The organism is Methylomonas sp. TEB (assembly GCF_047777895.1).
Taxonomy (GTDB): domain Bacteria; phylum Pseudomonadota; class Gammaproteobacteria; order Methylococcales; family Methylomonadaceae; genus Methylomonas.
Genome location: NZ_CP180476.1, coordinates 356,103 through 379,590 on the forward strand (window position 1 = coordinate 356,103; position 23,488 = coordinate 379,590).

General features: G+C 50.0%; 19 protein-coding genes and 1 pseudogene. 6 read left to right on the forward strand and 14 right to left on the reverse strand.

Annotated elements, in window-relative coordinates:
• Positions 1 to 108: 108 nt before the first annotated feature.
• Positions 109 to 2,220 carry a right-handed parallel beta-helix repeat-containing protein gene (locus ACMXD4_RS01555; RefSeq protein WP_415879645.1) on the reverse strand — a complete coding sequence of 704 codons (2,112 nt, stop codon included), beginning with the start codon at positions 2,218 to 2,220 and terminating at the stop codon, positions 109 to 111.
• 1,028 nt (positions 2,221 to 3,248) lie between these two features.
• Between ACMXD4_RS01555 and ACMXD4_RS01560 the strand changes: the two genes are divergently transcribed.
• The gene (locus ACMXD4_RS01560) at positions 3,249 to 4,028 is read left to right on the forward strand and encodes a WecB/TagA/CpsF family glycosyltransferase (RefSeq protein WP_415879646.1); all 780 of its coding nucleotides are present in this window, start codon (positions 3,249 to 3,251) and stop codon (positions 4,026 to 4,028) included.
• A 262-nt stretch (positions 4,029 to 4,290) separates the two neighbouring features.
• Here ACMXD4_RS01560 and gltA read toward each other — a convergent pair whose 3' ends face one another.
• The 5 genes from gltA to ACMXD4_RS01585 form a co-directional block, all read right to left on the reverse strand.
• A complete protein-coding gene (gene gltA, locus ACMXD4_RS01565; protein WP_033158189.1) occupies positions 4,291 to 5,586 on the reverse strand; it encodes a citrate synthase in 1,296 nt (431 codons plus the stop codon).
• 347 nt (positions 5,587 to 5,933) lie between these two features.
• Positions 5,934 to 7,058: a HupE/UreJ family protein gene (locus tag ACMXD4_RS01570; RefSeq protein ID WP_415879647.1), complete on the reverse strand. Its 1,125-nt coding sequence runs from the start codon at positions 7,056 to 7,058 to the stop codon at positions 5,934 to 5,936.
• Positions 7,058 to 7,735: a hypothetical protein gene (locus ACMXD4_RS01575; RefSeq protein ID WP_415879648.1), complete on the reverse strand. Its 678-nt coding sequence runs from the start codon at positions 7,733 to 7,735 to the stop codon at positions 7,058 to 7,060. Before ACMXD4_RS01575 ends, ACMXD4_RS01570 begins: the two co-directional genes overlap by 1 nt.
• Before the next feature lie 27 nt (positions 7,736 to 7,762).
• On the reverse strand, positions 7,763 to 8,140 hold the full coding sequence (locus tag ACMXD4_RS01580) for a copper resistance protein CopC (RefSeq protein ID WP_033158186.1): 378 nt from the start codon (positions 8,138 to 8,140) through the stop codon (positions 7,763 to 7,765).
• Between the two features lie 23 nt (positions 8,141 to 8,163).
• Positions 8,164 to 9,390 (reverse strand): exo-alpha-sialidase, encoded by a 1,227-nt coding sequence (locus ACMXD4_RS01585; protein ID WP_415879649.1) that lies wholly within the window; start codon positions 9,388 to 9,390, stop codon positions 8,164 to 8,166.
• A gap of 457 nt (positions 9,391 to 9,847) precedes the next feature.
• Between ACMXD4_RS01585 and ACMXD4_RS01590 the strand changes: the two genes are divergently transcribed.
• Together ACMXD4_RS01590 and ACMXD4_RS01595 are read left to right on the forward strand one after the other, a co-directional pair.
• Positions 9,848 to 11,074: a PepSY-associated TM helix domain-containing protein gene (locus ACMXD4_RS01590; RefSeq protein ID WP_415879650.1), complete on the forward strand. Its 1,227-nt coding sequence runs from the start codon at positions 9,848 to 9,850 to the stop codon at positions 11,072 to 11,074.
• Positions 11,075 to 11,226: 152 nt separating this feature from the next.
• Complete coding sequence (locus tag ACMXD4_RS01595; protein WP_415879651.1) at positions 11,227 to 13,521, forward strand: TonB-dependent receptor plug domain-containing protein; 2,295 nt, start codon at positions 11,227 to 11,229, stop codon at positions 13,519 to 13,521.
• 294 nt (positions 13,522 to 13,815) lie between these two features.
• Here ACMXD4_RS01595 and ACMXD4_RS01600 read toward each other — a convergent pair whose 3' ends face one another.
• Entirely contained in the window at positions 13,816 to 14,019 is a 204-nt protein-coding gene (locus tag ACMXD4_RS01600; RefSeq protein ID WP_415879652.1) for a hypothetical protein, read from the reverse strand.
• Between the two features lie 34 nt (positions 14,020 to 14,053).
• Between ACMXD4_RS01600 and ACMXD4_RS01605 the strand changes: the two genes are divergently transcribed.
• Both ACMXD4_RS01605 and ACMXD4_RS01610 read left to right on the forward strand, forming a co-directional pair.
• Entirely contained in the window at positions 14,054 to 15,382 is a 1,329-nt protein-coding gene (locus ACMXD4_RS01605) for a hypothetical protein (protein ID WP_415879653.1), read from the forward strand.
• Between the two features lie 81 nt (positions 15,383 to 15,463).
• Positions 15,464 to 15,910: a hypothetical protein gene (locus ACMXD4_RS01610; protein WP_415879654.1), complete on the forward strand. Its 447-nt coding sequence runs from the start codon at positions 15,464 to 15,466 to the stop codon at positions 15,908 to 15,910.
• Positions 15,911 to 16,031: 121 nt separating this feature from the next.
• Here ACMXD4_RS01610 and ACMXD4_RS01615 read toward each other — a convergent pair.
• From ACMXD4_RS01615 to ACMXD4_RS01630, 4 genes and pseudogenes are all read right to left on the reverse strand, one after another.
• Positions 16,032 to 17,305: pseudogene (locus ACMXD4_RS01615) on the reverse strand (IS256 family transposase).
• A gap of 201 nt (positions 17,306 to 17,506) precedes the next feature.
• The gene (locus ACMXD4_RS01620; RefSeq protein ID WP_415879655.1) at positions 17,507 to 18,760 is read right to left on the reverse strand and encodes an NTP/NDP exchange transporter; all 1,254 of its coding nucleotides are present in this window, start codon (positions 18,758 to 18,760) and stop codon (positions 17,507 to 17,509) included.
• Positions 18,761 to 18,763: 3 nt separating this feature from the next.
• Complete coding sequence (locus ACMXD4_RS01625; protein ID WP_415879656.1) at positions 18,764 to 19,522, reverse strand: SDR family oxidoreductase; 759 nt, start codon at positions 19,520 to 19,522, stop codon at positions 18,764 to 18,766.
• Entirely contained in the window at positions 19,519 to 20,262 is a 744-nt protein-coding gene (locus ACMXD4_RS01630; protein WP_415879657.1) for an SDR family oxidoreductase, read from the reverse strand. The genes ACMXD4_RS01625 and ACMXD4_RS01630 overlap by 4 nt, the downstream gene beginning before the upstream one ends.
• Positions 20,263 to 20,506: 244 nt before the next feature.
• On the opposite strand from ACMXD4_RS01630, the gene ACMXD4_RS01635 reads away from it, so the two are divergent.
• The gene (locus ACMXD4_RS01635; RefSeq protein WP_415879658.1) at positions 20,507 to 21,013 is read left to right on the forward strand and encodes a TlpA family protein disulfide reductase; all 507 of its coding nucleotides are present in this window, start codon (positions 20,507 to 20,509) and stop codon (positions 21,011 to 21,013) included.
• Here ACMXD4_RS01635 and ACMXD4_RS01640 read toward each other — a convergent pair.
• The 3 genes from ACMXD4_RS01640 to ACMXD4_RS01650 are packed head-to-tail and all read right to left on the reverse strand — an operon-like array spanning position 21,003 to position 23,481.
• Positions 21,003 to 21,668, reverse strand: a complete 666-nt coding sequence (locus tag ACMXD4_RS01640; protein WP_415879659.1) for a sulfite exporter TauE/SafE family protein — start codon at positions 21,666 to 21,668, stop codon at positions 21,003 to 21,005. The two genes, ACMXD4_RS01635 and ACMXD4_RS01640, sit on opposite strands and share 11 nt — an antisense overlap.
• A 2-nt stretch (positions 21,669 to 21,670) precedes the next feature.
• A complete protein-coding gene (locus tag ACMXD4_RS01645) occupies positions 21,671 to 22,708 on the reverse strand; it encodes a 4Fe-4S binding protein (protein ID WP_415879660.1) in 1,038 nt (345 codons plus the stop codon).
• Entirely contained in the window at positions 22,705 to 23,481 is a 777-nt protein-coding gene (locus ACMXD4_RS01650) for a hypothetical protein (protein ID WP_415879661.1), read from the reverse strand. Before ACMXD4_RS01650 ends, ACMXD4_RS01645 begins: the two co-directional genes overlap by 4 nt.
• Positions 23,482 to 23,488: the final 7 nt, after the last annotated feature.

Consider the following 23,488-nt stretch of genomic DNA (forward strand, 5'->3'; position numbering starts at 1 on the left):
TTATTGCAATAGCTGTACCATATAACGGTGTTTGGGTTTTGTGGTTCTTAATTAATAAAAAGCCCAATAGACTGCTCTAATGGGCTATTAATTATTAAAATAATTTTATCAATTGGCAATTAAACCAATGTCAGAAGGTATGGGTTGAAAGCCGACCTGGTAGAGAGGCGAATCGGCACAATTAATCTTAATACTGTTTCTCGAGATACTTAAGCAGGGGTCCGCATTTAAGCTTTTTGTATCCATCCCCCTGTTGACCCAATTCGTCCAAGTACCACCATTTATTCTTACTGGAACGTCTAGCAAGGTATAATCAACTTTAAAGTCAGCCGCTGTATGCCAGACTACATTGTCGCTAACGATATTTGTCTCTTTGGGCATCCAATAACGTAGGGCACGACCATCAGGTTTACTTGATATAATTACATTTCGTCTAAATATATTTCCTTCTGGCCAAGTATCTACATGCATTGTGGCCCCAATTTTAGGGTATTTATTTTGCCAGAGCGAACTTGTTATCGGCATGCTTTTTAAGCTGTCTCTAGGTATGTTCCAGTCGAAAAATGAGCCGCGATAGTCGACAAAAATACCTAGCCTATCCGAGAGAATAATATTGTTTTCAATTAAATTATCCCGCCCCCCACCTATGTGTACACCCATGGAGCCTGGGTTATTTAAAATGTTTCCAAAAACAGTGTAGCCACTTGCGGCATCGTCAAGATATATTCCTCTTGCTCCGTCTCGTGTGTATTGTATTACACTATTCTCTATGTCTAAGGTGTTACCATTTAAAGTGTAGCCATCCAGGTCGTGGATATTATTGTAGCGGATAATATTGCCGCGGTACGTCCAGTCTCTCCCTGAATATATTGCTCCACAGTCTCCCGATTGCTGACAAATATTTGTAATTTCATTTTTTTCTATCAGGTGGTCGTTGCCGGTGATGAGAAGCGCAACGCCAAAACCAGAGGATATTAGATTATTATTGATAGTTGTTCCTACGCCAGCAAGCTCTAGGGCAGGGGAATAATTGTAAAGTATGGTGTCATAGTCATGGATATGGTTGTTGTAAACATGATTGTGAGAGGATTCTAATTTGGGCCGGTCTCCACCGGATATAAATATTCCTCCTTGGCCGGAGTTATAAAGTTCAGAATTGGATATGGTTATGTTTTTGCTATCCGTTACAATAATTGCTTTGCCGCCGGCGTCACTTACTTTTAGGGTATCAAGGAGTATATTTTCTGAGTTTGATACTTTAATCGTGTCAGCAGTCACGTGTTGAATGGCAAAATTTTTAAATTCTATATGACTTGCCGAATCAATGGACAATAAGCCTTTGGCGCGTGAAATAGATATTTCTTGACCCGTTTTACCCTTAGGGGGGATAAAGTATATTTTTCCGAGATTAGCGTCGTAAAACCACTCTTCAGGTGCATCCAATGCGGATGCGAAATTCTGTAGGTAAAATCGTCGCGCTCCTGTCAGTTTGGGGTGTGTTTTAGATGACAGTGTTATTTGATTATTTGCCGTGTCGATCATCGATATACCTATATATTGATCGAAAAAATCATTTCCCGGAAAAATATGCACTTGTGCTTTGCTTAGATCCCCTGATAGCTTGGGCAATTTTTGAAATACTTTAAATTCGGTTTTAGTCGTTACCGCATTTCTAATGTAGAGCCAACTATTATTTGGCCATCTAGCCAGATGCATTTTGACATCATCTACGAAGAGTTCGAATTGAGGTGCTTCGCCCGCAATTCGCGGATTTGATGCTGTTTTGATTTGTTCGATAGTATGGTTATCTACTGAGCAACTGAGGATTCCAAGGGGATTAGTAATGTCAAAAGGTTCACAGTTGTCTAGTAACATTGCTCCTGACAAAAAGGTTTCATTTTTCACTCCCTCCCAAATAATTTCTTGCCCAGGCAAACCAGAGTCGGAGTCGTTAAATTCTAACGGGGCTTGCAATCGGTAAATGCCTTGGCCGACGTGCACGGTAATCGTTTGATTAAACTTACCATCAGCTTTTAATTTCCGGATAGCTTGCTGGGCACGAGTAATTGTTTTGAATGGGCCTGTTTTAGTCCAGAAATTGACGCTAGGGGATAACCCGTTTAGTTTGTCGCTACCCGTGGGAGACACGTAGAAATCCTGTGCCGCTGCTGCCGCGCCGAAAGTCACAATTGTTAGAGTAATGATAAATTTGTATAACATAATTTTCTCCTTTTATTAACTCATGCTCCAATAGCCTGACAGACCACGGAATACAGTCAGCTAATTCAGTTAATATTTGAGGGATGGTGTCCCGGTCCTTGGTTACGAAGATACTTTGAAATTGTTTCAGAATTGGGTCACCTGCGGGATATTCCATTGGTTCTGCATCGCCAACACATAAACAAGACTAGCAGCTCTTTTGAATAACGTAGTACGGAACCTCTCTAGTAACGCTTTTTCAACCGCAGTCAGGTTGTGTTTAATTTTAATGAGCTAATTTGGTGCGCCGGACTAACAGCTGAACTAAAGCGCGCCGTTCTGACATGCTGTTGAAATGTGTTGATAACAACCTATTTGTTCGATACATATCGACGTTGGTGTATATTTAACCCATCCTGGTTTTATTGGTATGCGCCTTTAATGATTACGTCTCGTCCGGTTAGGCAAAAGCAGCACGGTTGATGTGTATCTCAAGCGGTCTGCGCTTGCCTGCCGTGTTGAGTTATAAGCGGATGAAATTAGAGGCTAGGCACAGCGTAAAACATAATGGCTTGATAACCAAGCCAAATTTTTATTTTAATTAAATCTTAATGGTTTGCTGTAGCCTGCTTTCAAGCCTTTCCTGGAGGATTCGTGAGCAGTCACACAGGGTGCGTTGGCGCGCTACAGGCCTTGGTTGGTAACGGCGGATGTTTTGTAGGCAGCGATGAATTATCAGGGGGTTGCCGCCTAGTATTTGTTGGTGACTATAGGCTAGTCTGGAGCGCAGACGCAATTTGAGCGCTGGCGGCGTTCCGCAAGCGTTTAGCTATCCGAAATACTCGTTATTACTGTTAGATATGGGAAATTGATTGTCAGGGTTACTGCCTTTTGCGGGACGACTCACCAGGATTTTCTGGCTTGTTTAACCATCCTGCATTGTTTATCAATCGCTAGCGGGGATTGACTCCGGGCGTGAATATAGCGATGCTAACTGCATGTTAGAATCAATAATACCTCTTTCAATTAACCGCCCGATGGAGCACGGAATGCAGTCAATCAAGTCAGTAGATATTTTCGGAATTCGCTTCCCTATCCTGGATTACGAGCTTACGTTACAACTATTTCAGGAGTGGATCGCCAGCGGCCAAGCTCATCAGGTCTGTATCGCCAACGTGCATACCACGGTAGCCTGTCTTACCGATCATGAGTTACGTGATATTTCCAATAGAGCCTTGTCCACCATGGATGGTCTGCCTTTGGTTTGGTACGCCAAACTGGTGCATCAAGCAGAGATTAAGACGCGGGTTTGCGGGCCGGACTTGATGTTGAAATGTCTGGATCAAGGGCAGCAGTTGGGCTGGCGGCATTTTTTTCTGGGCGGCAAGGATGAGGTGTTGGCAGATTTGGTTACCAATATTCAAAAGTGCTATCCGCAAGCCGAGCTGGTGGGCTGGCATTCTCCGCCGTTTCGGCCCTTGTCCGCAGAAGAAGATCAACAACTGGTCGATTTGATCAATGCCGCCAAGCCGGATTTTCTCTGGGTGGGCTTAGGTGCGCCCAAGCAGGAGAAATGGATTGCGGCGCATCTGGATAGAGTGCATGCGCCGGTGCAATTGGGGGTGGGCGCGGCTTTTGATTTTCACTCCGGACACATCAAGCGGGCGCCGCTGTGGATGCAAAAAAGTGGGTTGGAATGGTGTTATCGGATGGCTAAGGATAGGCGGCTGGTTAAGCGTTATTTTTCCACCAACCCAGTGTTTCTGCTGCGTTTTGCCTGGGATTTTTTGCAGATTAGAGTGTTGAAGCGTTCGGCGGTTACTTCTTAAAGGTCATCAACCAATGCGCTAAATAACCTCCCAAAAATCCCCCTTACTAAGGGAGAGAGCTAGAGTTAATACCGTTAAGTTAAGCCCCCTCTCCTGCTGGAGAGGGTTGGGGTGAGGAGAATAAATAAGGCAAAGAACTTTATTGATCCCCTCATTCCAGCCTTCTCCTTTATGCCCAGTGGGTACTGAGGGAGAAGGGGCTGCCCGTCTTTAAGTTAAGTGCAGTTGTCCAGAAGGATAGGGGACTTAACTATTTGTTTTATCACCGATTAGAAATCGATTTCACATCCCTAGTCGTCACGCCTTTATATAACTGGCGCGGGCGGCCGATTTTCAATTCGGGATCGGAGATCATTTCGTCCCATTGCGCGATCCAACCCACCGAGCGGGCCAAGGCGAAGATGGCGGTAAACATCTCGGTGGGGATACCCAAGGCCCGCAACACGATGCCGGAATAGAAATCCACGTTGGGGTAGAGTTTTTTCTCTACAAAGTAAGGGTCTTCCAGGGCAATTCGTTCCAGTTCCATCGCCAGTTTGAACAGACGGTCGTCGTTCAGATTCAATTCGTCCAGCACTTCGTGGCAGGTTTGCCGCATCAGTTTGGCGCGCGGGTCGTAGTTTTTGTAAACCCGGTGACCAAAACCCATCAAGCGGAACGGATCGTTTTTATCCTTGGCTCTGGCCACGTATTCGCCGATTTTCGACACATCGCCGATTTCTTCCAGCATATTCAACACCGCCTCGTTAGCGCCGCCGTGTGCCGCACCCCACAGGCAAGCTATACCGGCCGCGACGCAAGCGTAAGGATTGGCGCCGCTGGAACCGGCCAGACGCACGGTGGAGGTGGAAGCATTTTGTTCGTGGTCGGCGTGCAGGATCAGGATTCTATCCAACGCTCTGACCAACACCGGATTGGCCAGATAATCTTCGCCAGGGTCGCCGTGCATCATGCGCATAAAGTTTTCCGCATAGCCGAGCTTGCGTTTAGGATAGATAAATGGCATGCCGATGCTGTATTTGTAGCACATCGCTACCATGGTCGGCATTTTCGCGATAAGGCGGATGGCGGAGATGTACCGGTCTTCCTTGCAGTTGATGTCCATTACTTCGTGGTAGAACGCCGACAGTGCGCCGACTACGCCTACCAATACCGCCATCGGATGCGCGTCGCGGCGGAAGCCGCTGTAAAATTTGATCAGCTGTTCGTGTACCATCACATGCTGGCTGATAGTGGTGACGAAGCCTTTCATTTCGGAGCCGTTGGGTAAGTCGCCGTTCAGCAGCAGATAACAGACTTCCAGAAAATCGCATTTTTCCGCCAGTTGTTCGATGGGATAGCCCCGATACAACAGTACGCCGGCGTCGCCGTCGATGAAGGTGATTTTTGACGTACAGCTGGCGGTGGAGGTAAAGCCGGGGTCGTAAGTAAAATGGCCGGTCTGTGCGTATAAAGACCGAATATCGATGACGGACGGACCCATGGTGCCGGGTGTGACCGGTAATTCGATTACGCGGTCTTGGTCTTCCTGTTTTAACGTCACTTTTTTATCAGTCATGTCAAATTCTCCGGAGAGCTAGCTGTTGAGAAGGGGATGGTTTGTATTCTATTGCAAATAGCGAATAAACACAGCTTTAGATCGGGATTGTTTACAATTTAACGAAAAACGAGGGCCTGATTGATGGATTTCGCGTTGCGCTACCCGGCCTAAGGGACTGGGATGGCAAATTTCGAGGATGGGTAGCGCAATGCGAAACCCGTTGCCTGCGCTGTCACAGTTGACGGCGCAGGCGTCTTTGCAGAGGTCAATGGTCTTGGCTATTCAAGACGTCCCGGAATCTCTAAAATCCTGGGTCAACCGGGTGTTTGCCTCTTCCCATGCTCGGCAGCCCAGTCAAGGGCGGTTTACAAAACCGTCCGCTCCAACAGCCAATAGGCCCCCATCAAGGCTACCATGGCCGAACAACCTTTCAAGAATTTCTCGGCAAATGCAGGCTTGTTATTCAGCCACCAGATGATAGGCAACACCACCGATGCCACGGCGATTTGGCCGGTTTCTATGCCTAGGTTAAACGACAGCAAGGGCAACAAGATGCCGGTGTCGCCGCTGGAAATATTCAATTCCCGCAGCACACTGGCAAAGCCAAAGCCGTGAATTAAACCAAAGCCGAAGGTCAGCCATTGCCGGCCCTTGGGGTGGTCGCCGCGCATGATGTTTTCCACGGCCACATAAATAATGGTCAGCGCAATCACCGGTTCTACGAAGCTGCTGGGTAGCTCAATGATGTTCAGCCCTGCACACGCCAAGGTGATGGAATGGGCGATGGTAAAGAAGGTGACGATCTTGATCGCCGGCCAGAAACTATGCGTGACTGCAAGCAAGGCAAACAAGAATAACAGGTGGTCGTAACCGGTGAGGATGTGCTCGATGCCCAGCTTTAAAAAATCGGCAAACGCGGAAAATCGGGAATCGTTTTGCGCCACGGATTGATCGGCAGGAGACAATGCCAATTGCAACTGGTCGTCGGCCCTGCTTAGCATTTTCTCGCTTAGCGTTTTACCGGCGGCGTCGCGCACCGTGACATACTGCTGATGCCCGTCAGGTAGCCAGGCCAATAACTTGGATTGCACCTGTAACTGTTGGTGCGGCACAGATTGAAAAATAAATTCGACATGGGCGTTGTTCTGTTCGTCGTAAACGACAGCCCCCGGCGCCACGGCTTGCACATCAGCGCCATCAATATTGACCCGCAACTGCGCAGCCAGCATTTTGGCGATGTCCGGCTTGGCCGCTTCGCGCTCCGCGGCGCTGACTTCCGCATCCAGGTCGCTATCCATCGGCGCAAAGGCTTCGATGTCTTGCAGGGCAAAGGTCAATTTAACGATAACTTGGTCGGATTTGACAGTCACATCGATTGAGCTAAGGCCAGGGGCGTGCGCCGCTGCCCAGCCCGATGGCAGCAGCAAACAAACCAGCAGCAGGCATTGCCAGCGGGCAAACAGCCTAAGCATTTTCCATCCGCTCGTCATTAGGGCTGTTCCCCATTACCATTGATTTGCGCGGCTTTTCTACGTTTGTGCAGGTAAACCAAAAATCCCAGCACCAGCAGCACCAGCAGCACCAAGGCCACCACGCCACCTATTGCCGCTAGTGGTAAATCGGCGCCATTGGGATCGACACCCACTTCCAGCGCAATGCGGAATTTATCATCGTCTTCCATTGCTTCGCCGATCAACAGATACAGCACATAATCGCCGGTTTTATCCACATCGGCTTGCGCTTCTACCGCGCCTTTCGGATACAGCTTGGACGGGATTTCGGCGACAGTACGAATTTCACGCACATCATCCGGCGCTTTCTGGCCGGTTTTTTCCACTTCCACCAATTTAATGCCAATCGGCGTCGCACGAATATCGCGGTCGATCAAATCGGCGGTGAAAAACATCTTGCCGGCTCTGGGGATTTTCTGGCAAAACGGCACGAACGCCGCTTTAGGATCAGGATTTTTATCGTTTTTATCCGGCTGCAGATAAGCGCTGAAGTGCACCGCGTAAAAATCGTTGGCGATGATGCAATCCAAATCCGGACGATTGCCCAGTGCATTAGATTGTTTGGTACCGAAGCCAAGTTTGTCGCAACCGCTGAGTAAAACCACGCAGGCCACGAGCCCGGCGATAAAAAAGACGGGAAGTCGCTGAATATTCATAGAAATAAACCGATGGAAGAATGCAGACTAGGGTTTGACGGTAAATTCGAATTTACCGGTGACTATGTGAGTGTCCTCGGAAACCACGCGGTAGCGAATAGTGTAGGTGCCCGGCGCCAGTGTTGGCACAGTGGCGTAGATATTGGCACCATTGGTCAGACTTTGCGCGACGTCGTGGTTATCCACCCGCTTGCCGGTGCTGTCGATGACGGCCAGGGCTTTGTATTCGCTGCGGACTGCGTCGTTAAACCACAGATCGATTTGCTTGGGCGATTCGGTGACGGTCTCGTCCTTGGCGGGTTGCGATTTCACTAGAATCGCGTGCGCAAATACTGAGACCGGGCTGAATAACGCGAGCGCCAACAAGCCGGGTTTTATTATTTTTGTTATGTCTAACTTGGGCATGACCACCTCTTAAAGTATAAAAATCATTGTAAAACCGCCGCCGACCATTGCTTGCCGGTGGGCGTTTGCTCTAACCACATTGCCAACAAGCCCGTCGGCGTGGCGACGATGCGCGGGAAGGTCGCCGAAGCGCCGGCGGATGATAGCAACTTACTTGCCGACCAATGTTCGCCATTATCGACGGATTCCGAGACAAACACTTTAGAGCCTTCCGGCCCCAGTGCATCCCACACCGCGACTAAGCGCCCAGCGCCGAACGCGATGTCCGCATGAAACGCGCCGGCTTCGCCCAGGCGTTGCGGCGGCGCCCAGCTTTTGCCGCCATCAGCGGACTGCATATGATACAGCCCGACCTGATTGTCCGCGCCGGTCCATACCAAACTGTGCAAGGCGCCGTCTCCGGCCACGCTCAAGCCGCCGCCGTTATGCGGACAGCCGTCGAAAATCCAGTTGAACTCACCAACGGTGCTCAGCCGTTGCCAACTGGCGCCGCCATCGGCGCTTTGTGCCAGTGCCATATCGCGCGGTTTCATATCCCGGTACAGCACATTCAATTTGCCATCGGCGCCGATAGCCAGGCGGTTCCAGCAACATGAGCAACTGGAATCGTCGATAGTCTGTGCCAATTCCCAACTCTTACCGACATCGCTACTGCGCGCATACCGCACCCCCTGATAACCGTTTTCGTCCCTATCATCCAACCAGACAGCATGAAAACGACCTTCCTGATCTGCCAGCAATTCATGATGGGACTGATCCGCATCACTGCCGGTCGGCTTGACGCCTTGCTGCCAGGTTTTGCCGGCATCATTCGAATAAACCGTGAATAACGGCCCCATGCCGGGCAATTCGCCGGTAGTTTGCCAGACGATCAACAATTTGTCGCCGGCTGCGGCAATTTGTATATCGTTACCGACTTTCGCCTCTACGGGCTGCGGGAATTGCTGACTTAACACCACCGGTGACGACCAATGCCAGCCGCCGTCCTCCGAACGCATATACGCAATCGAGGTTTGCTTACTGCCGCTTGGCGTGGTGACAAACGCAGCATGTACTGTTTGCCTATCGACATACACATCAAAACTCAACAGGTTTTGCGCGGGCTGCGTTTGGGTATCAAACGGATTGTGAGGGTTGACGCTTAACGCCGGTAAATGGGTCGAAGATATAGTCAATTGCTCGTCGCACGCCGACAATAATCCAGCCAGGACCAAACAATAGGCAAAACCAAGCACCTTAAAATTAAACATAGCGGCGATGGAAACAGATTAAAAAAGGGGCAGATTAGACCATATTTGGCGGTGATTGCAGAACCACAGATGATTTAGGTACAGCGCAAAAAGACTCTTCATCGCGCCGGCGCTAGGCGTGGCTAACAACCGTTTATTGATCATCCGAAAAACTTGGCAGTTTAAAATAACCGCCCGTAGCGCACTAAACCTTGCCGGAAGTACATCGCTCATTTCGGCTTCTAAGAGGCCGGGCTGCTTTTTCAATACCTCTTTGTAGCGGTCGTCACCTCGTTTAATCCACAAATAGGGTATTTCACACACCGCAAACCAGTGGTGTGTGAAATAACCCACTCTACTTAAGCACTAGCCGATTTAAGCCCCAACAAATCACTGAGCTTATTTGTATTTTCAGATATGGCGCAGACCTTGCTCCATTGGCGCATCCAAGTTGTGCTGATTCCTAAGGGAGCTTGTTATGTCTGTCATCGATCCGTTTACCGCGAAGGAAAACTCAATCGTTCACCGTCCTGTCGCCTCTGCAAGGCGTTTAGAGTGGCTGCGGAAAATCACCTTACGCAAGGTTTTGCTCAAACTGCATTTATACATCTCCTTATGGCTGGGCTTGTTTCTGGCCATTGCCGGATTAACGGGCAGCATCCTGGTTTATGGCGAAGAGATTGATCATTGGCTGAACAGCGACATCCTGGCCGTAGAAGCCGGATCGTCCCTACAACCCTTGCAAAACATCCTGGCCACCGCTGACCAAGTTTCCCCCATCAAGCACCCTGCCCACCATATTCAACTCCCCAAACATCCCGATGAAGCACTGATTGTACGTTACCAAGTGCCCCACGATGGCCCAGGACACAATCATCACTTCCACGAAGTTATGGTTAATCCCTACAACGGCCAAGCGCTGGGACATCGCGACCGCAACGACTCCCTGATTAACTTTATCTTGCGCCTGCACTACAAGTTATTAGTCGACCCGTTCGGCAAATGGCTGATGGGCATTACCGCCCTGCTGACCTTGGTTTTGACCATTACCGGTATTTACTTATGGTGGCCCAAAACCGGCAAATGGCTGCAAGCGCTGGTTATCAAGCGCAATGCCAGCTTTACCCGCTTCAATTTTGATTTGCACAAAACCGTCGGCATTTATACCGCCGTCGTCTTGTTCGCCGTATCGCTTTCCGGCTTTTACTTCAATTTCCCGGATGTGTTCAAGCCGGCGGTCAATGTGTTTTCCAGTGTGCACGAAGTACCGCGTGCCGTTAAGTCCAAAGCCATCGGCACCGAGGCCTTGGCCTACGAAACCATTCTCAGCAATGCACAACGTCGTTTTCCCGAAATGCAACTGCAACGGTTGTACCTGCCTGCCGATGCCCATGGCAGTTTCATGGTCAGCGGCAAACAACCCAACGAAACCCGCAGTAAAGGCGCAACCATGCTCTGGTTGGATCAGTACAACGGCGAAATACTGACGGTGCGCGATCCCAATCAATTTGCCGCTGGCGATGCTTTTATCAACATCCAGTTACCTCTTCATAACGGTGAAATTCTCGGTACACCCGGCCAAATTGCGGTGCTGATTGTCGGCTTTGCGCCGTTGGCCTTATTGATTACCGGCATCATCCATTGGCTTAAAAAACGCGCATCCCGACGCATTCATCACCAGCGACTCAGCGCAAAAACACAGTAAAAGGAGCTACTGAAAATGCCCAACAAATACCGGTTAAAACTAATCCTGACTGGTTATCACCAGTCGCGCCACAGCCAATAGTGGTCAGTCAACCATCAGCACTTACGTCAAATTCTAAATAAAACCCACCCTTTACTTTTATGAACAAGCCTATGCAATACCCTCGACTGGCGGCTGCCATCAGTCTGGCACTATGCTGCCAGGTCAGTTTGGCCGAGCCGGAAACAGACGATTCCAAAGACCAGCCCGCTGCGACATCGGAAGCACCCAAAAAAGACCAAGCTACCGAACTGAGTACTATGGTGGTTTCAGCAACTTTATCTGAACAATCAATCGAGGACGCTCCAGGCACCTTGCACTTGATTGACGATAAACAAATCGCACTCCGCGATGTACGTCGCATCGGGGACATTGTGCGAGAAATGCCCGGCGTATACATGGCGATTGGTGCCACCAGTGCATTACCGCCTGCCGCTAACCGTGCGGTACGCCAGTCCATCCGCGGCATTAGCGGCACGGCACGTACTGTTGTCTTACTCGACGACCAAAAAATGAACGATCCGAGTTTCGGTACCGTTAACTACGGCGCGATCTTTTCAGAGGACGTCGAACAAGTGGAATTGGTGCCCGGAGCTGGCTCAGCGCTGTATGGCGGTAATGCGTTTGCCGGCACCATGCGTATCGTCACCAAAAAACCCACCAAACGCGAAGTGCTGGTAAAAGGCACCTATCAATTTGATGCCGCCGAAGGCATGACAGCCAGCGGCATCTACCGGGATGTGTTCGACAATGGCTTGGCCATCAGTTTGGGCCACCACCACGAACTGAATGACGGCATTCGTGACATCTGGGGTTTTGCCAATCCGGGCGGCGGCGGACCAATTACCAATGTCACGGGCGCAATCCCCACGACCACCGCGCAAGGACAAACCGCTTATCTAGTCGGCGATCATGGCCGCGCGCCTTGGGAATCGCACAACAGCCATATCAAAGCCTATTATGACTTTAACGACTACACGCGTCTTTCGGGCGGTCTCCATTACTTTTACTCCGACATTGGTTACAGTCAGGATCCGTTTAACAGCTATCTCCGCGATGCAAACGGCAATCCGGTCATCAGCGGCAGGATTCGGCAGAATGGCACCTTATTGGGGCAAGTAACCCCAAACGTGTTTCTGAATTCGCCATCGCATGAAGACGATTTGCGCAGCTTTTGGAAGTTTGAACACAATTTCAGTGCGGATACAGCATTAACCGTCAACTTCAACCACACCTCCCGGGACACCTGGTTTACCAACGTCATTAACACCTCGGGTTTAGGTGGCGGTCCGGGTACGTCAAACCATACCCGAAGCACGATGGTCAACGGTAGGGCGCAGCTCGTGTTTCCACTGACCAAAAGTCAAATTATCACCACGGGATTTGAAGTGGATCATGGTGAAATGGATCGTAACGATTACGATCTGAGCCAATGGAACGATCGCGACAGTCGGACAGGCACTCGCTTGGTGGCCGATGCATCAACGGACACTACTTCATTTTTTGCGCAAGATGAAATCCGCTTTACCGATCAATTTACCGCTTATTTGGGCACGCGGGTCGATTGGTGGCAAGCCACAGGAATCAGCAGAGATTACGCATTTAATACCTTCAATCCCGAATCCACGCAGGAAAGCGTCGAAGTCAACCCCAAACTGTCTTTGATTTATAAAGATGCCTGGGAAGGTGCCACCTTACGCGCATCGGCAGGCAAATCGTTTCGCCCACCCACCTTGCAAGACCTGTATGTTGATTCACGCCGTGGCGTGGTCGCGACGGTGTTGTCCAATCCCAATCTAGTACCCGAAAGCAACTTATCTTGGGAAGTGGGTGTTGACCAGAAAATCGAGAAAACCGGCACTCAAATTAAAGCCACGTTTTTTGAAAACCATTTATCGGACTTAATTTCAAACCGGGTGATCGAACGCCGCGCCAACTTTACCGGCTCGCAACGCGTTAATGCCGCTGAAGCGCTTACCCGAGGCGTGGAATTATCAATTGACCAGAACCTGACGAATTGGCTGTCGCTATTCAGCAATTACACCTGGACCCCTACCGCAACCACGCTTTCCAGTCCTGGCATACCCGCTTCAGAAGGCAAACGCTTGCCGAATTCACCGGAACATTTATTGACCGTGGGTCTGGAAGCCAATTGGAATGAATGGTCCGGCAGCTTGATTGGCCGGCATGTGTCCGAATCATTTGATACGGCTGAAAACATTGACGTTGTGCACGATGTGTACGGTGGTTTTCAGGCCTTCTGGTTAATGGATGCCAAAATCAAATACAGTCCCACTAAAAACGTCAGTGTCGGCTTCATGGCCAACAACTTAAGCAACGAACAGTACTTCCAATTTGCCCCCAATCCAGGGCGTAACTTTCTGGTGGAGCTCAGCTTTAATTACTGAATACAAAAGCAGGCTTTTGGCATTTTTCTCAACAGCCAAGCAAAACCCCATGTTTACTACCCGTTAAACATCAGGGCCGTAGGGCGGATGCCGATAGGCAATCCGCCAATTAGACTAGAGTGCCCCCACTGCCGGGACACACCCTGACAAACTGGATTCTTTATGGCCGAAATCTAGTGAAGTGCCGACTGAAATTAGCGGCCTATACTGTTCGACTCAACCGGAGGCTGCGGAAAATCGCATGTCTGGTGCGGTGGAAAAGGTGACGGGCAAAATCCTGTCATCCTGACCCGATCAACCGTTTAACTGCGTATTCCGATCACAAGCCGCCACCGGTTCAGATAGAAACCCTTCCCGATTTTGAATGCCTTGGATCGGCCAAAACCGGTCGATCAACAATTTCAGGGAACGGCCTATAAAGGTTTTCAAAGTTGCCATTTGATGATGGATGCTAATCAATTTCGACCAATAAAGCTTAAAATCTCGTCTATATTTCATCTGAAATATCTAATTGTCAAGTAATCTCCTTTATATGACGCATTCAAAATACAGTCTGTTTTTTTTCTTAGTATTTGTGTTTTCTGCAAGTTACAGTCGAGCCGATAGCGCAAATCAAAATTTCAAGCGTCGATTACATTATTTAGTTGGCGAGGATGTAATTCCTTGCGGAACTTACGAGTTTGAAATTTATAAGTTGCGGTATTTGCCAACTCAAGAAATTTCAAAGATCAGCGATTGCATGACTAATGCCTATCGCTCCAACAAAGCGTTTTATTTTTCTCTACAGGGTCCAGAGGACAATGACTATAATTTTATTAATGGGATGATTGGCCTACCGGAAAATGGTGGCGTATATCGTTATTCATACCGTATTCCCGACTGTAAGGGCATGCTATGCAATGATTCATTTAATCTATCTCGGTGTAGAGGAAAATATACCAACGACTTTATAGACCCAAAAAGTACGTGTAATTTTTCTCTAGATAAGCTCGAGTCCTCAACGATAAATTTAAAATCAAATAATCATTTATGCGAAAGTATTCAATCTTCACTTCCCGATAGTTTTACAGTGTTTGGCGCAGGAACGTTTAAACGACATAATTTGAATAAACGTAAGCTTGGACTCAAAATTGATACGAGCAGTTACGAAGCCAATCAAGTCGATGTGCTCGTTAACTATCAACAAACACCTGTTGTCTTATTTCTTGGTGCCTATGAACCGACGGTTTGGAATATTAGTTGGTCCGAAAAAACTCATATTGCTAGCGTTGTGATTGGAGGCTTCTATCGTCAAGCCATAGCTGGTTTGCCACCGAATATCCCGATTATTGACTTTTGTGGGAAATTTTATGTGAATGACAATCAAGATGATCTTAAAGAGGTAGATCGGCTATCGAACCGCCTGTTGGGCCCACCCATCAAAATGGTCTATCTGCCAAAAGATGGCAAAGTAGTGGTCGGCAACGAACCAATCGATGGTACAAAAATCGTAACTTCACCAGGAACTCCGCCAGAGTCTTTCTATATACTTCCTGCCGGACAAGCGGGGCTGGATGTTGCGATTGCACAAGGATTAATCCGCATGGCAACACAAGAGGATGTTGATGATTGGATAGATATAGTGCTGGAGAACGTGCCGATAATTGATATGTTACCGATTACTGGCAACAACAAATCTCAGCCGAAAATACTATTGGACGACCACACTTATGTGGCATTAAAACCGTTCAAACTACCTTCGAACTTGCCGATTTTTTCAAGATTTTTCGTTCCAGTTGGAGTTCCTGTACCAACGGGACAAGAATCACACGAAATTATATATGACTTTAATACGAGAAAATGTTATGGACTCGCATGTTAGATATGCAAATAGAAAATATCAGCGATTCGGAAACAACCTTGCTCCACTTTCAGAATTGATACTTAATATATAATAAACATTATGATCTTCAGATTTAGTTTAATTCTATTCTTAATGTTATTTTCTAAAATTGACTATTGTTTTGCTGGTAAAGCGGATGAAATTTTGACGAATGTTCTGCATGTCTTAGTTGGAAATGAGCCTGCAAACTGTAGCAAATCATCGCATAATTCTAATGTTACAGCGTGCATAACTTCTAACTATCGAGCTGGTAGAGCTTTTATTTTTCCTCAGAAAGACGAAAGTAAGGATTCTTATGCTGCTCATGGTATTTTAGGTTTACCAAATATGGGTGGAATCTACAGTTTTGCATATGACAGTTCGCCATCAGGAGGGGGATGTTGTAACTACGCATTGAGTCTTTCGTTATGCCATGAGCAAACCGAGTCCGATAGTATCGTTCCAGAAACTGTCTGCGCAAAAACACCAGTAATACCTGCTGCGCGTGAAGTTCCTCTGTCGTATTAGTCTATTCACTGACTGCTTAGTTTATTGCTGCTGTCATTAAGAAATTCTATCTGACCGACAGCAACGGGTCGATCCCGCCATTTAGGAGAAATAGTCAAATCTGGTGTATGGCTGAATTGAATCAGGCGGCCATCTGCTGTGTTTCTTCTGTTTTCTCCGGTTCCATGATGACAGCAATGCCGTCCTGAAAACGGATGTGCCCTTAATCACATCCGGCAATCGTTTAAATCCGCGTATTTTGCGCCAACTCTTCTCGGCGGTTAACGTCAATTGGAACACTAACCCCAACAAGGTATTGCGGGACACGCAGTTCTTGGTGCGGGTGGTCCGATGGCGAATCGTCGCAAAGCTGGATTCGATCGGATTTGTCGTCCGAATGTGTATCCAGTGCTCGGCGGGAAAGTCGTAAAAGGCCAATAGCGATTCACGGTCTTTTTCCAACACGCCCACCGCCTTGGGGTACTTGGCTTCAAAGTCACGCAAGAACGTGTCGAAGGCTTGATTGGCCAGGGCTTTGGTTTCCGCCATCCAGATTTCTTTCAGCCCCGCCTTGGCCTTGCCTTGGATTGAATCGGGTAGCGTCGCCAGCACATTCGCCGTCTTATGCACCCAGCAGCGCTGGTGTTGTGTGGTGGGCCAAGCTTCGTTGATGGCTGCCCAGAAACCCAAAGCGCCGTCGCCGGTAGCCAGTTTCGGCACGTCCTGTAGACCTCGCGTTTGTAAATCCTGCAAAACACTCAGCCACGAGGCTTTCGATTCCCGATAACCGTCCGATAAGGCCAGCAAGCGCTTTTCACCCTGTTCGTTGACTCCGATGATGACCAATAGGCACAGCCGATCATCCTCGCCACGCAGGGTCGAATAGATGCCGTCGGCCCAGACATACACAGTGCGCTCCTTCGATAAATCTCGCCGATTCCAGGCCAGATAATCCTCGGCCCATTGGGCTTTCAGGCGGCTAACCACGGCAGGTGACAAGCCTTTGGCATCGTCACCCAGCAACACCGATAAGGCCGACTGCATGTCGCCGGTGGAAATGCCGCGCAAATACAGCCAGGGTAAGGCCGCTTCCACCCGTTTTGTCTTGCGAACATACGGCGGCACCAGCGACGAGTTGAACTTGATCCTGCCGCCGGAACGGTCTCGAACCTTGGGGATTTTGACCGTCACGTTACCCACGCCCGTCACGATCTCCCGCTCAGGCAAATAGCCATTACGCACCACGGTTTGCCGGCCCCGTAAATCGGTAACCTTGGCGTATTCGCCCAGAAAAGCCTGTAGCTCCGCCTCAACGGCTTGTTGGATCAAGGCTCTAGCACCCGTCTTCAACAAATCCGTCAAAGGATCGTTAATCCCACTGGCATTATTCCAGTCTTTTGCATTATCTTTGTTCATGGCGTCTCTCATTTTGCTGTTATTCGATCTCGTCAATCTCATTTCAGCAGAGGGCGCCACCTTTCATCAAGTCGGGCCGTACACCAGATTTAGTTATAACTCGCCATTTAGACTCGTCCATGAGCAGTCATTCCGTGCTGACGCAATCGTACCGGAATCGAAGGCAGGGTTTGACTGCATCGCAACTAACCAGCCAGCTTTTCAGCGTTGTGTCTGTTGATGTCGTCGGCCCAAAACGAATCCCAAACCCGCCCAAGCGCTGGCAATAACAGCGGCGATCAAGCCGATGCCTAAGGCGCCGAATGGCGCATATAGCCAACTGGTCAGGGCATCACCCCCGCGAAAAACGACGGTATCGATAATGTTCTTGGCCTTGTATTTGGTGACCCGATCAAGCGGCGCGAACAGCATTTCGCGTGCCGGCCGCAGAATGGCGTAATCCCCGACCCGGCGTAAAATCATCAATACCAACAACAAGGGCAAACTCGGGTTCCAGCCAAATGCGGCAAAGCCGAGGGCCATGATGATGGGAATACTCGCCAGTGTCCAGGCCGCACCCAGCGTGGCGATAATGCGGCGGGTGAAGATCAGCTGCACCAGAATTGACAAGCCGTTCACCACGCTGTCTATCGCACCGAAGACTTGAGTCTGCTGGGTTTTGTCGGTAAACGTGTTGGCCACAAAATCGGCCTGCAGCAAATACAAAAACGTGCCGTTGGCACTGGCCAGCAAAATAAAACCACTAATGCCCAACAGGTAAGGGCTGCGCAACAGCAAGCCCAAACCGGACAAGACACCACCCGCCACGGGCTGATCCCCGGCAAATCGGGCTGAATGGTCGGTGGTTTGTCCGGCTTGCCAGCGCAGCAAAAAATGAATGCAGGGTAAAGTCAAAGCCAGCAATAGGGCGGACAACAATAACAAGCTTGCCGGGCCAATAGCGCCCACCAGGCCGGTTGCCAGCAACGGGCCCACCATTGCTCCCAAGCTACCGCCGGCGGAAATAAATCCAAACAAGCGCTGTGCGAGCTGCTTGTCGAATACGTCGGTCATAAAGCTCCAGAACACCGAAACCGTAAACAGACTAAACACGCTCAGCCAAACAAAAAAACTTCTGGCTACCCAGAGATTGTTGATGTCCCATTGCAACAAGCCATAGAACAGCAGTAAATGGCTGATAAAAAAGCCATACACCCAAGGCAAAAAACGACGACGTGGAAAACGGCTGCAAATCCAGCCGTAGGCCGGTACGGCTAACAGCATGGCGGCAAAGGTAGCGCTAAATAACCAGGGCAGGTTTTTAGTACCACCGCTTACCCCCAGCATTTCCCGCACAGGCCGTAACACGTAATAGCTGCTGAGCAGAAAAAAGAAATACGCAAAGCCCACCCAGGCCGCAAGCCGAGACTGACCTGGCTCGTCACGCGCCAGCAAGCGTAAGGTTGAATTCAGCATGTTTTAATCGCTGCGCAAGTCTGCAAAAAATTCGGCCCAATCGCTGATCGACTCTTCATTACGGTCACGGGAAATTTCAAAGGTTTTCCGATAGGCCGCCGGTTGTTTCAGCGCAGCAACACAGACCCGTGCCACGTCGTCGCGGGCAATACCTTCCCCACGTTGATAGTCGCCTTGCGTCACGAGCATGCCGAATTGCCCACCCTCTTCATCCAGCAAACGACCGGGACGCACCAAAGTGTAAGGAATGCCACTGGATTGAACGGCTTGCTCAGCTTGTTTTTTCCAGAACAAAATCGGACGATTTTCGACCGACTCGGCGTACACCGAATCACTCAAACCTGCGGTCGACACCAAGATGATCTGCTGTATGCCGACTTGCTGAGCGGCTTTGACCAGATGCTGCGTACCTTCGTAATCGACATAACGCGCACTGTTGGGATCGTCTTCATCCTGACTCCGTGCACCGACCGCAGAAATAATATGCGTGACCCCTTGCACGGCCTGAGCGACGGCTTGCGAATCGCGAATGTCGCCGATATGGATTTCCAAGCCCGCTGTCGAGCCGAACAAGCGTTGTGCTTTGTCAGCATCGCGAGCAAAAATCCGCACCGACTCTCCTTGTTGCAGCAAATGATGCACGATGCGTTGCCCGGTGCCGCCAGTGGCACCGGCAACCAGAATTTTATCGGCACTGGCTGTCAGACTGGTTGCCCATAATCCGAGCATGAGCCATTTGCTTAAACCGGTACGCAGGCTCATTCTTTGTCCGGCTCCACGCCAGCAAATAAAGCCGACCAATCGCTAACATCGCCGGTTTGATCAGTGTTGGTCAGCTCAAAGGTTTTACCTTGTGCGGCGGGGTTGAACAATGCCTTGACGCACGCTAATGCCACATCGGCCCGATTAACGGTACCTTGTCCCGATTGATCGGCAGCCGTTAGCCGAATGCCCCGTGTCCCCGCCGCATCGTCTTTCAAGCCGCCAGGGCGAATAATGGTGTACGGAACACCGCTTTTTCTAAGTGCTTCCTCGCCTAGGTATTTCCAGATCAGCACATTATTGAAGCGTCGATTTAAAGGGTGTTGCAAATTGCTGATGCCCATTGAAGACACCAGCACCATATGCTGAACACCGGCAGCTTTGGCGGCTAAAGCCAGATTTTTGTTACCCGCGTAATCAACAAATTCCGGGCCGTTATCACCGAACCAATCACCGCCCGAGCCTATTGCAGAGACCACTGCCGTCGCGCCGACTAAAGCACGTTGCAAACTGGCCGGGTCTTTAACATCCGCTATCACGGTTTCCACACCATCCCCCAGAGTTTCCTTGGCTTTGTTGGCATCGCGCACCAAGGCCCGCACTTTAACTCCCTGTCCCTGAAGCTGCTGCACCACATGCACGCCAGTGCGCCCGGTGGCCCCGGCCACTACCACAAGCTGATCCGCATAAGCGACTTGCAGCCCAAGTAAACCCACCAAAATCATCCATCCTTTGTTCATTATGTACACCTCGTTAAAAAATCAATCCATCAAAAAACTGGACACTCAATCATTATGCGCAAACAGCGCTGAAAACCCTTTAAACTACCCGTATTGCCACGTGACGGTTCACCGAGTACTCCTTAGGGCGGAATAGCGACAGCGTATTACGCCGCATGATCGAAGGCCAACACGGCGCAATGCCCGTTGGTTATCGCGCCCTAGCTGCTGCCGTTCACGCTAAACCTTTAGTTTCCGACCCATCATGAAATTTTGGCTCCCCCATCTGTTATTTGCACTCGTGTTGAGTTCGGCGGTCTGGCTCTATAGTCAGTCGCATCGGCCTGTCGAGCGGATTGAGTCCGTGCGCTATACCAATCTGCAAGGCGAACCCCAAAGCCTGGAGCAATGGCGAGGGCGTTGGTTGTTGATTAATTTCTGGGCGACTTGGTGTCAGCCCTGTCGCACCGAAATTCCTTATTTCAATCGGCGTTTTGCGCAAACCGATCCCCAGCAGTTGGCGATCTTGGGATTTGCGGTGGACACCCCGGAAAACGTCAGCCAGTTTATGCAAACCACTGCGATTGATTACCCGCAATGGGTGGATGAACGCGGCATGGACCTGGCCTTTAAATTGGGCAACCAGCGTCAAGGTCTGCCTTTCACAGTATTGGTCAATCCCCAAGGCAAAGTCGTTACGCGGCATTTAGGTGCTTTAAGTGAAGCAGATTTAGACCGCTTACTGGCAAAATTGCCCCACGCTAAGGGGTAATCCAGCCCATCCAGGTACCGACGCCCATCAGCAACATCATCCCCGCGCTGGCGTACTCCAGATGCGGACGCCAGCGTCCCCAGTTGGCGCGCAGTTCGCTGGCAAAATGCGCAACGCCGATGCTGAAAATCAAGGTCGGCAAAATCACTGCCCCCGCACCAAACGCCAAGCCCAGCCCCAGGCCCGATAGCGCGCTCCCTGCAGTGGCTGCCGCGAGTAACAAGGCGCTTAAAGGCGCACAAGGATTAAAGGCCATGCCCAGACCCATTACAAATAAGCCCGTACCCAAACCAAAGCGGCGATTGGGTGTTTTGCGGGTGGTGGCGCAAGGCTTGTGCGCCCCCCGTTTGGCGCGAAACAGCGAAATCGCCACCCAAAAGGTGGCAAGCCCCAGCAGCCAACGCAAACCGGTTTGTTGCAAGGTATCGGCCAATAAGTCACCCAATACCCCTGCCAATAAACCGGCGCAGGCATACCCTACCAGTCGTCCCACCGAGAACGGTGTGACTCGACGCCAGGCCTGTTTTAAACCGCCGGATTCCGTGGCGAAAAACACCGGCCCCAAATACGGCAAACAGGCGATATTGCAGGCTCCGGCACCATAAGTAAAACCCAGTATAAAAGCGGCACTCAAGCTTAGGCTGGTCGGTTCCATGACTATTTAGTCTCTTGTGCGGCGTTAGGTTTGCGGTGCAGGTTGGCCAAGGAAATCGTTTCCCATTGTTTCTGGCTTTGTTTGCGGCGTTTGAAGTAATGGCTGGACGAAGAAAAAACCGGCAAGCCGGCGTAACGCAATTGCAAGACTTTATCGTCCGGGCAAAACTCCACACAACGACCACACAGCGTGCAATCGGGATACGTAATGTCGTATTTGTGCATTTCAGTATGAATTTCCCGAATATCCATCGGGCAAGCATTTGCGCATAAACCGCACTTATCACAACGTGGCGTGGCGTTTTTTACCAAGCGCAATAAACCGACTTTGCGAAAAATGGCTTGCAGGGCCAGCATGGGACAAATCCGGCAGAACGGCTGGCGCACCGTCAAGCCCAGCGAGATCATCAAACCAAACAAAAAAACACCCACAATGGACAGACCGGTCAAACTGGCGCTGGCCGAATCCACATACAGTTGATCGGTGCTGCCGGTCATCAAGGTAGTCATGATGCGACTTGGGCAGACAGCACAAAACGGCGCGCCCCAGGCTTCATCGACATAACCGGCGGCGGCCAGCAACGGAAAGCCAAACACCAGCAGCGACAGCATCAACCACTTAACGGGCCGAATTTTATCGACGGTACTGTCGGTTAAGCTTTGCTTGCCTTGCAAACCCAATTTTTGGCCGACAATGCTCAGCATGTCCTGGAAGAACCCCAATGGACACACCCAGCCACAAAACGCTTTGCTAAACAGCACAAACAACACCACAAAGGTGCCCAGGGTAATGGCAATGGGCAGTAAGGCCATCCACAGCGGCATTTGTCCGGCGAACACCCGTTCCAAACCATGATGAATCTGGTGTTGCAACGGCACTAAGGCGCAATAATCGGCACTTAACGGATCGTAAGCACAACTTAATGCCGGCAAGGCTTTGCTGAGTTTGTCGGTGGTATAGGGGCCTAACCAGTAGCCGCCATAAACCATCAGAAAAAACAACGCCCCTTGCACGGTTTTACGCATTACGGATAGATTCATGACACAGCACTCGCATATTTTTTGACGTTTAACGGCTTGTTGGACAAACGTCTGTTTAACCACAACCCCACCACAACACCCAACCCGGCCAAACCCGCCCCCCAAGGCACAGACTGCCAATGCAGCGGCGAGACGTAATAATCGCCTTTGAGTGTGGAGCGATAGCGTTGGTCGTTGGCACTCAATTCGGTGCTAACCGCAAACTCCGCGGGAGGATTTGCCATTTGTCCCGGCTGAACCGCACGAAAGTCGTCCGGCAATTCAAACGCCACGCGTCCTTGTTGATCGGTCGTGCCACTGAGTTGACTGCCGTTTTGTGAGCGAAATTGCACAGCTTGATTTGGCACGGGTTGACCCTGAAAGCGCACTTTAAAGCGCCAGGTTTTGCCACTGAAGTAGCGGGCATGCTCGGCGGGATGCGGATCAGGCTCGATTTCCAACGCGGTTTTCTGCAAGCCGAATAAGGCTTGAGGCTTGGCTTTCATGGGGCGACCGTTTTTATAGCTGTAGCGCACTTCGGCTTCTAACAGGCCGGGCTGCGGTTTTTCTAAGACCAATGCGTAATAGCCTTCAAAACCCAGTTTGGGCAATTCCAGCTTTTCCAAAACCTGACTGCTTAAATCCGGCAAGTAATAACGAATCGCGCTGGGTTCGCTTAAATACGTGGCATGCTGATTGCCCCCGTGATGTTGCATTTCATGCGCTTTGGGGGCTTCCTCGGCCCAGGCAGCCACAGCGCTCAGCACGCCGATAAAAATAAACCAATACGGCATGTTGCCT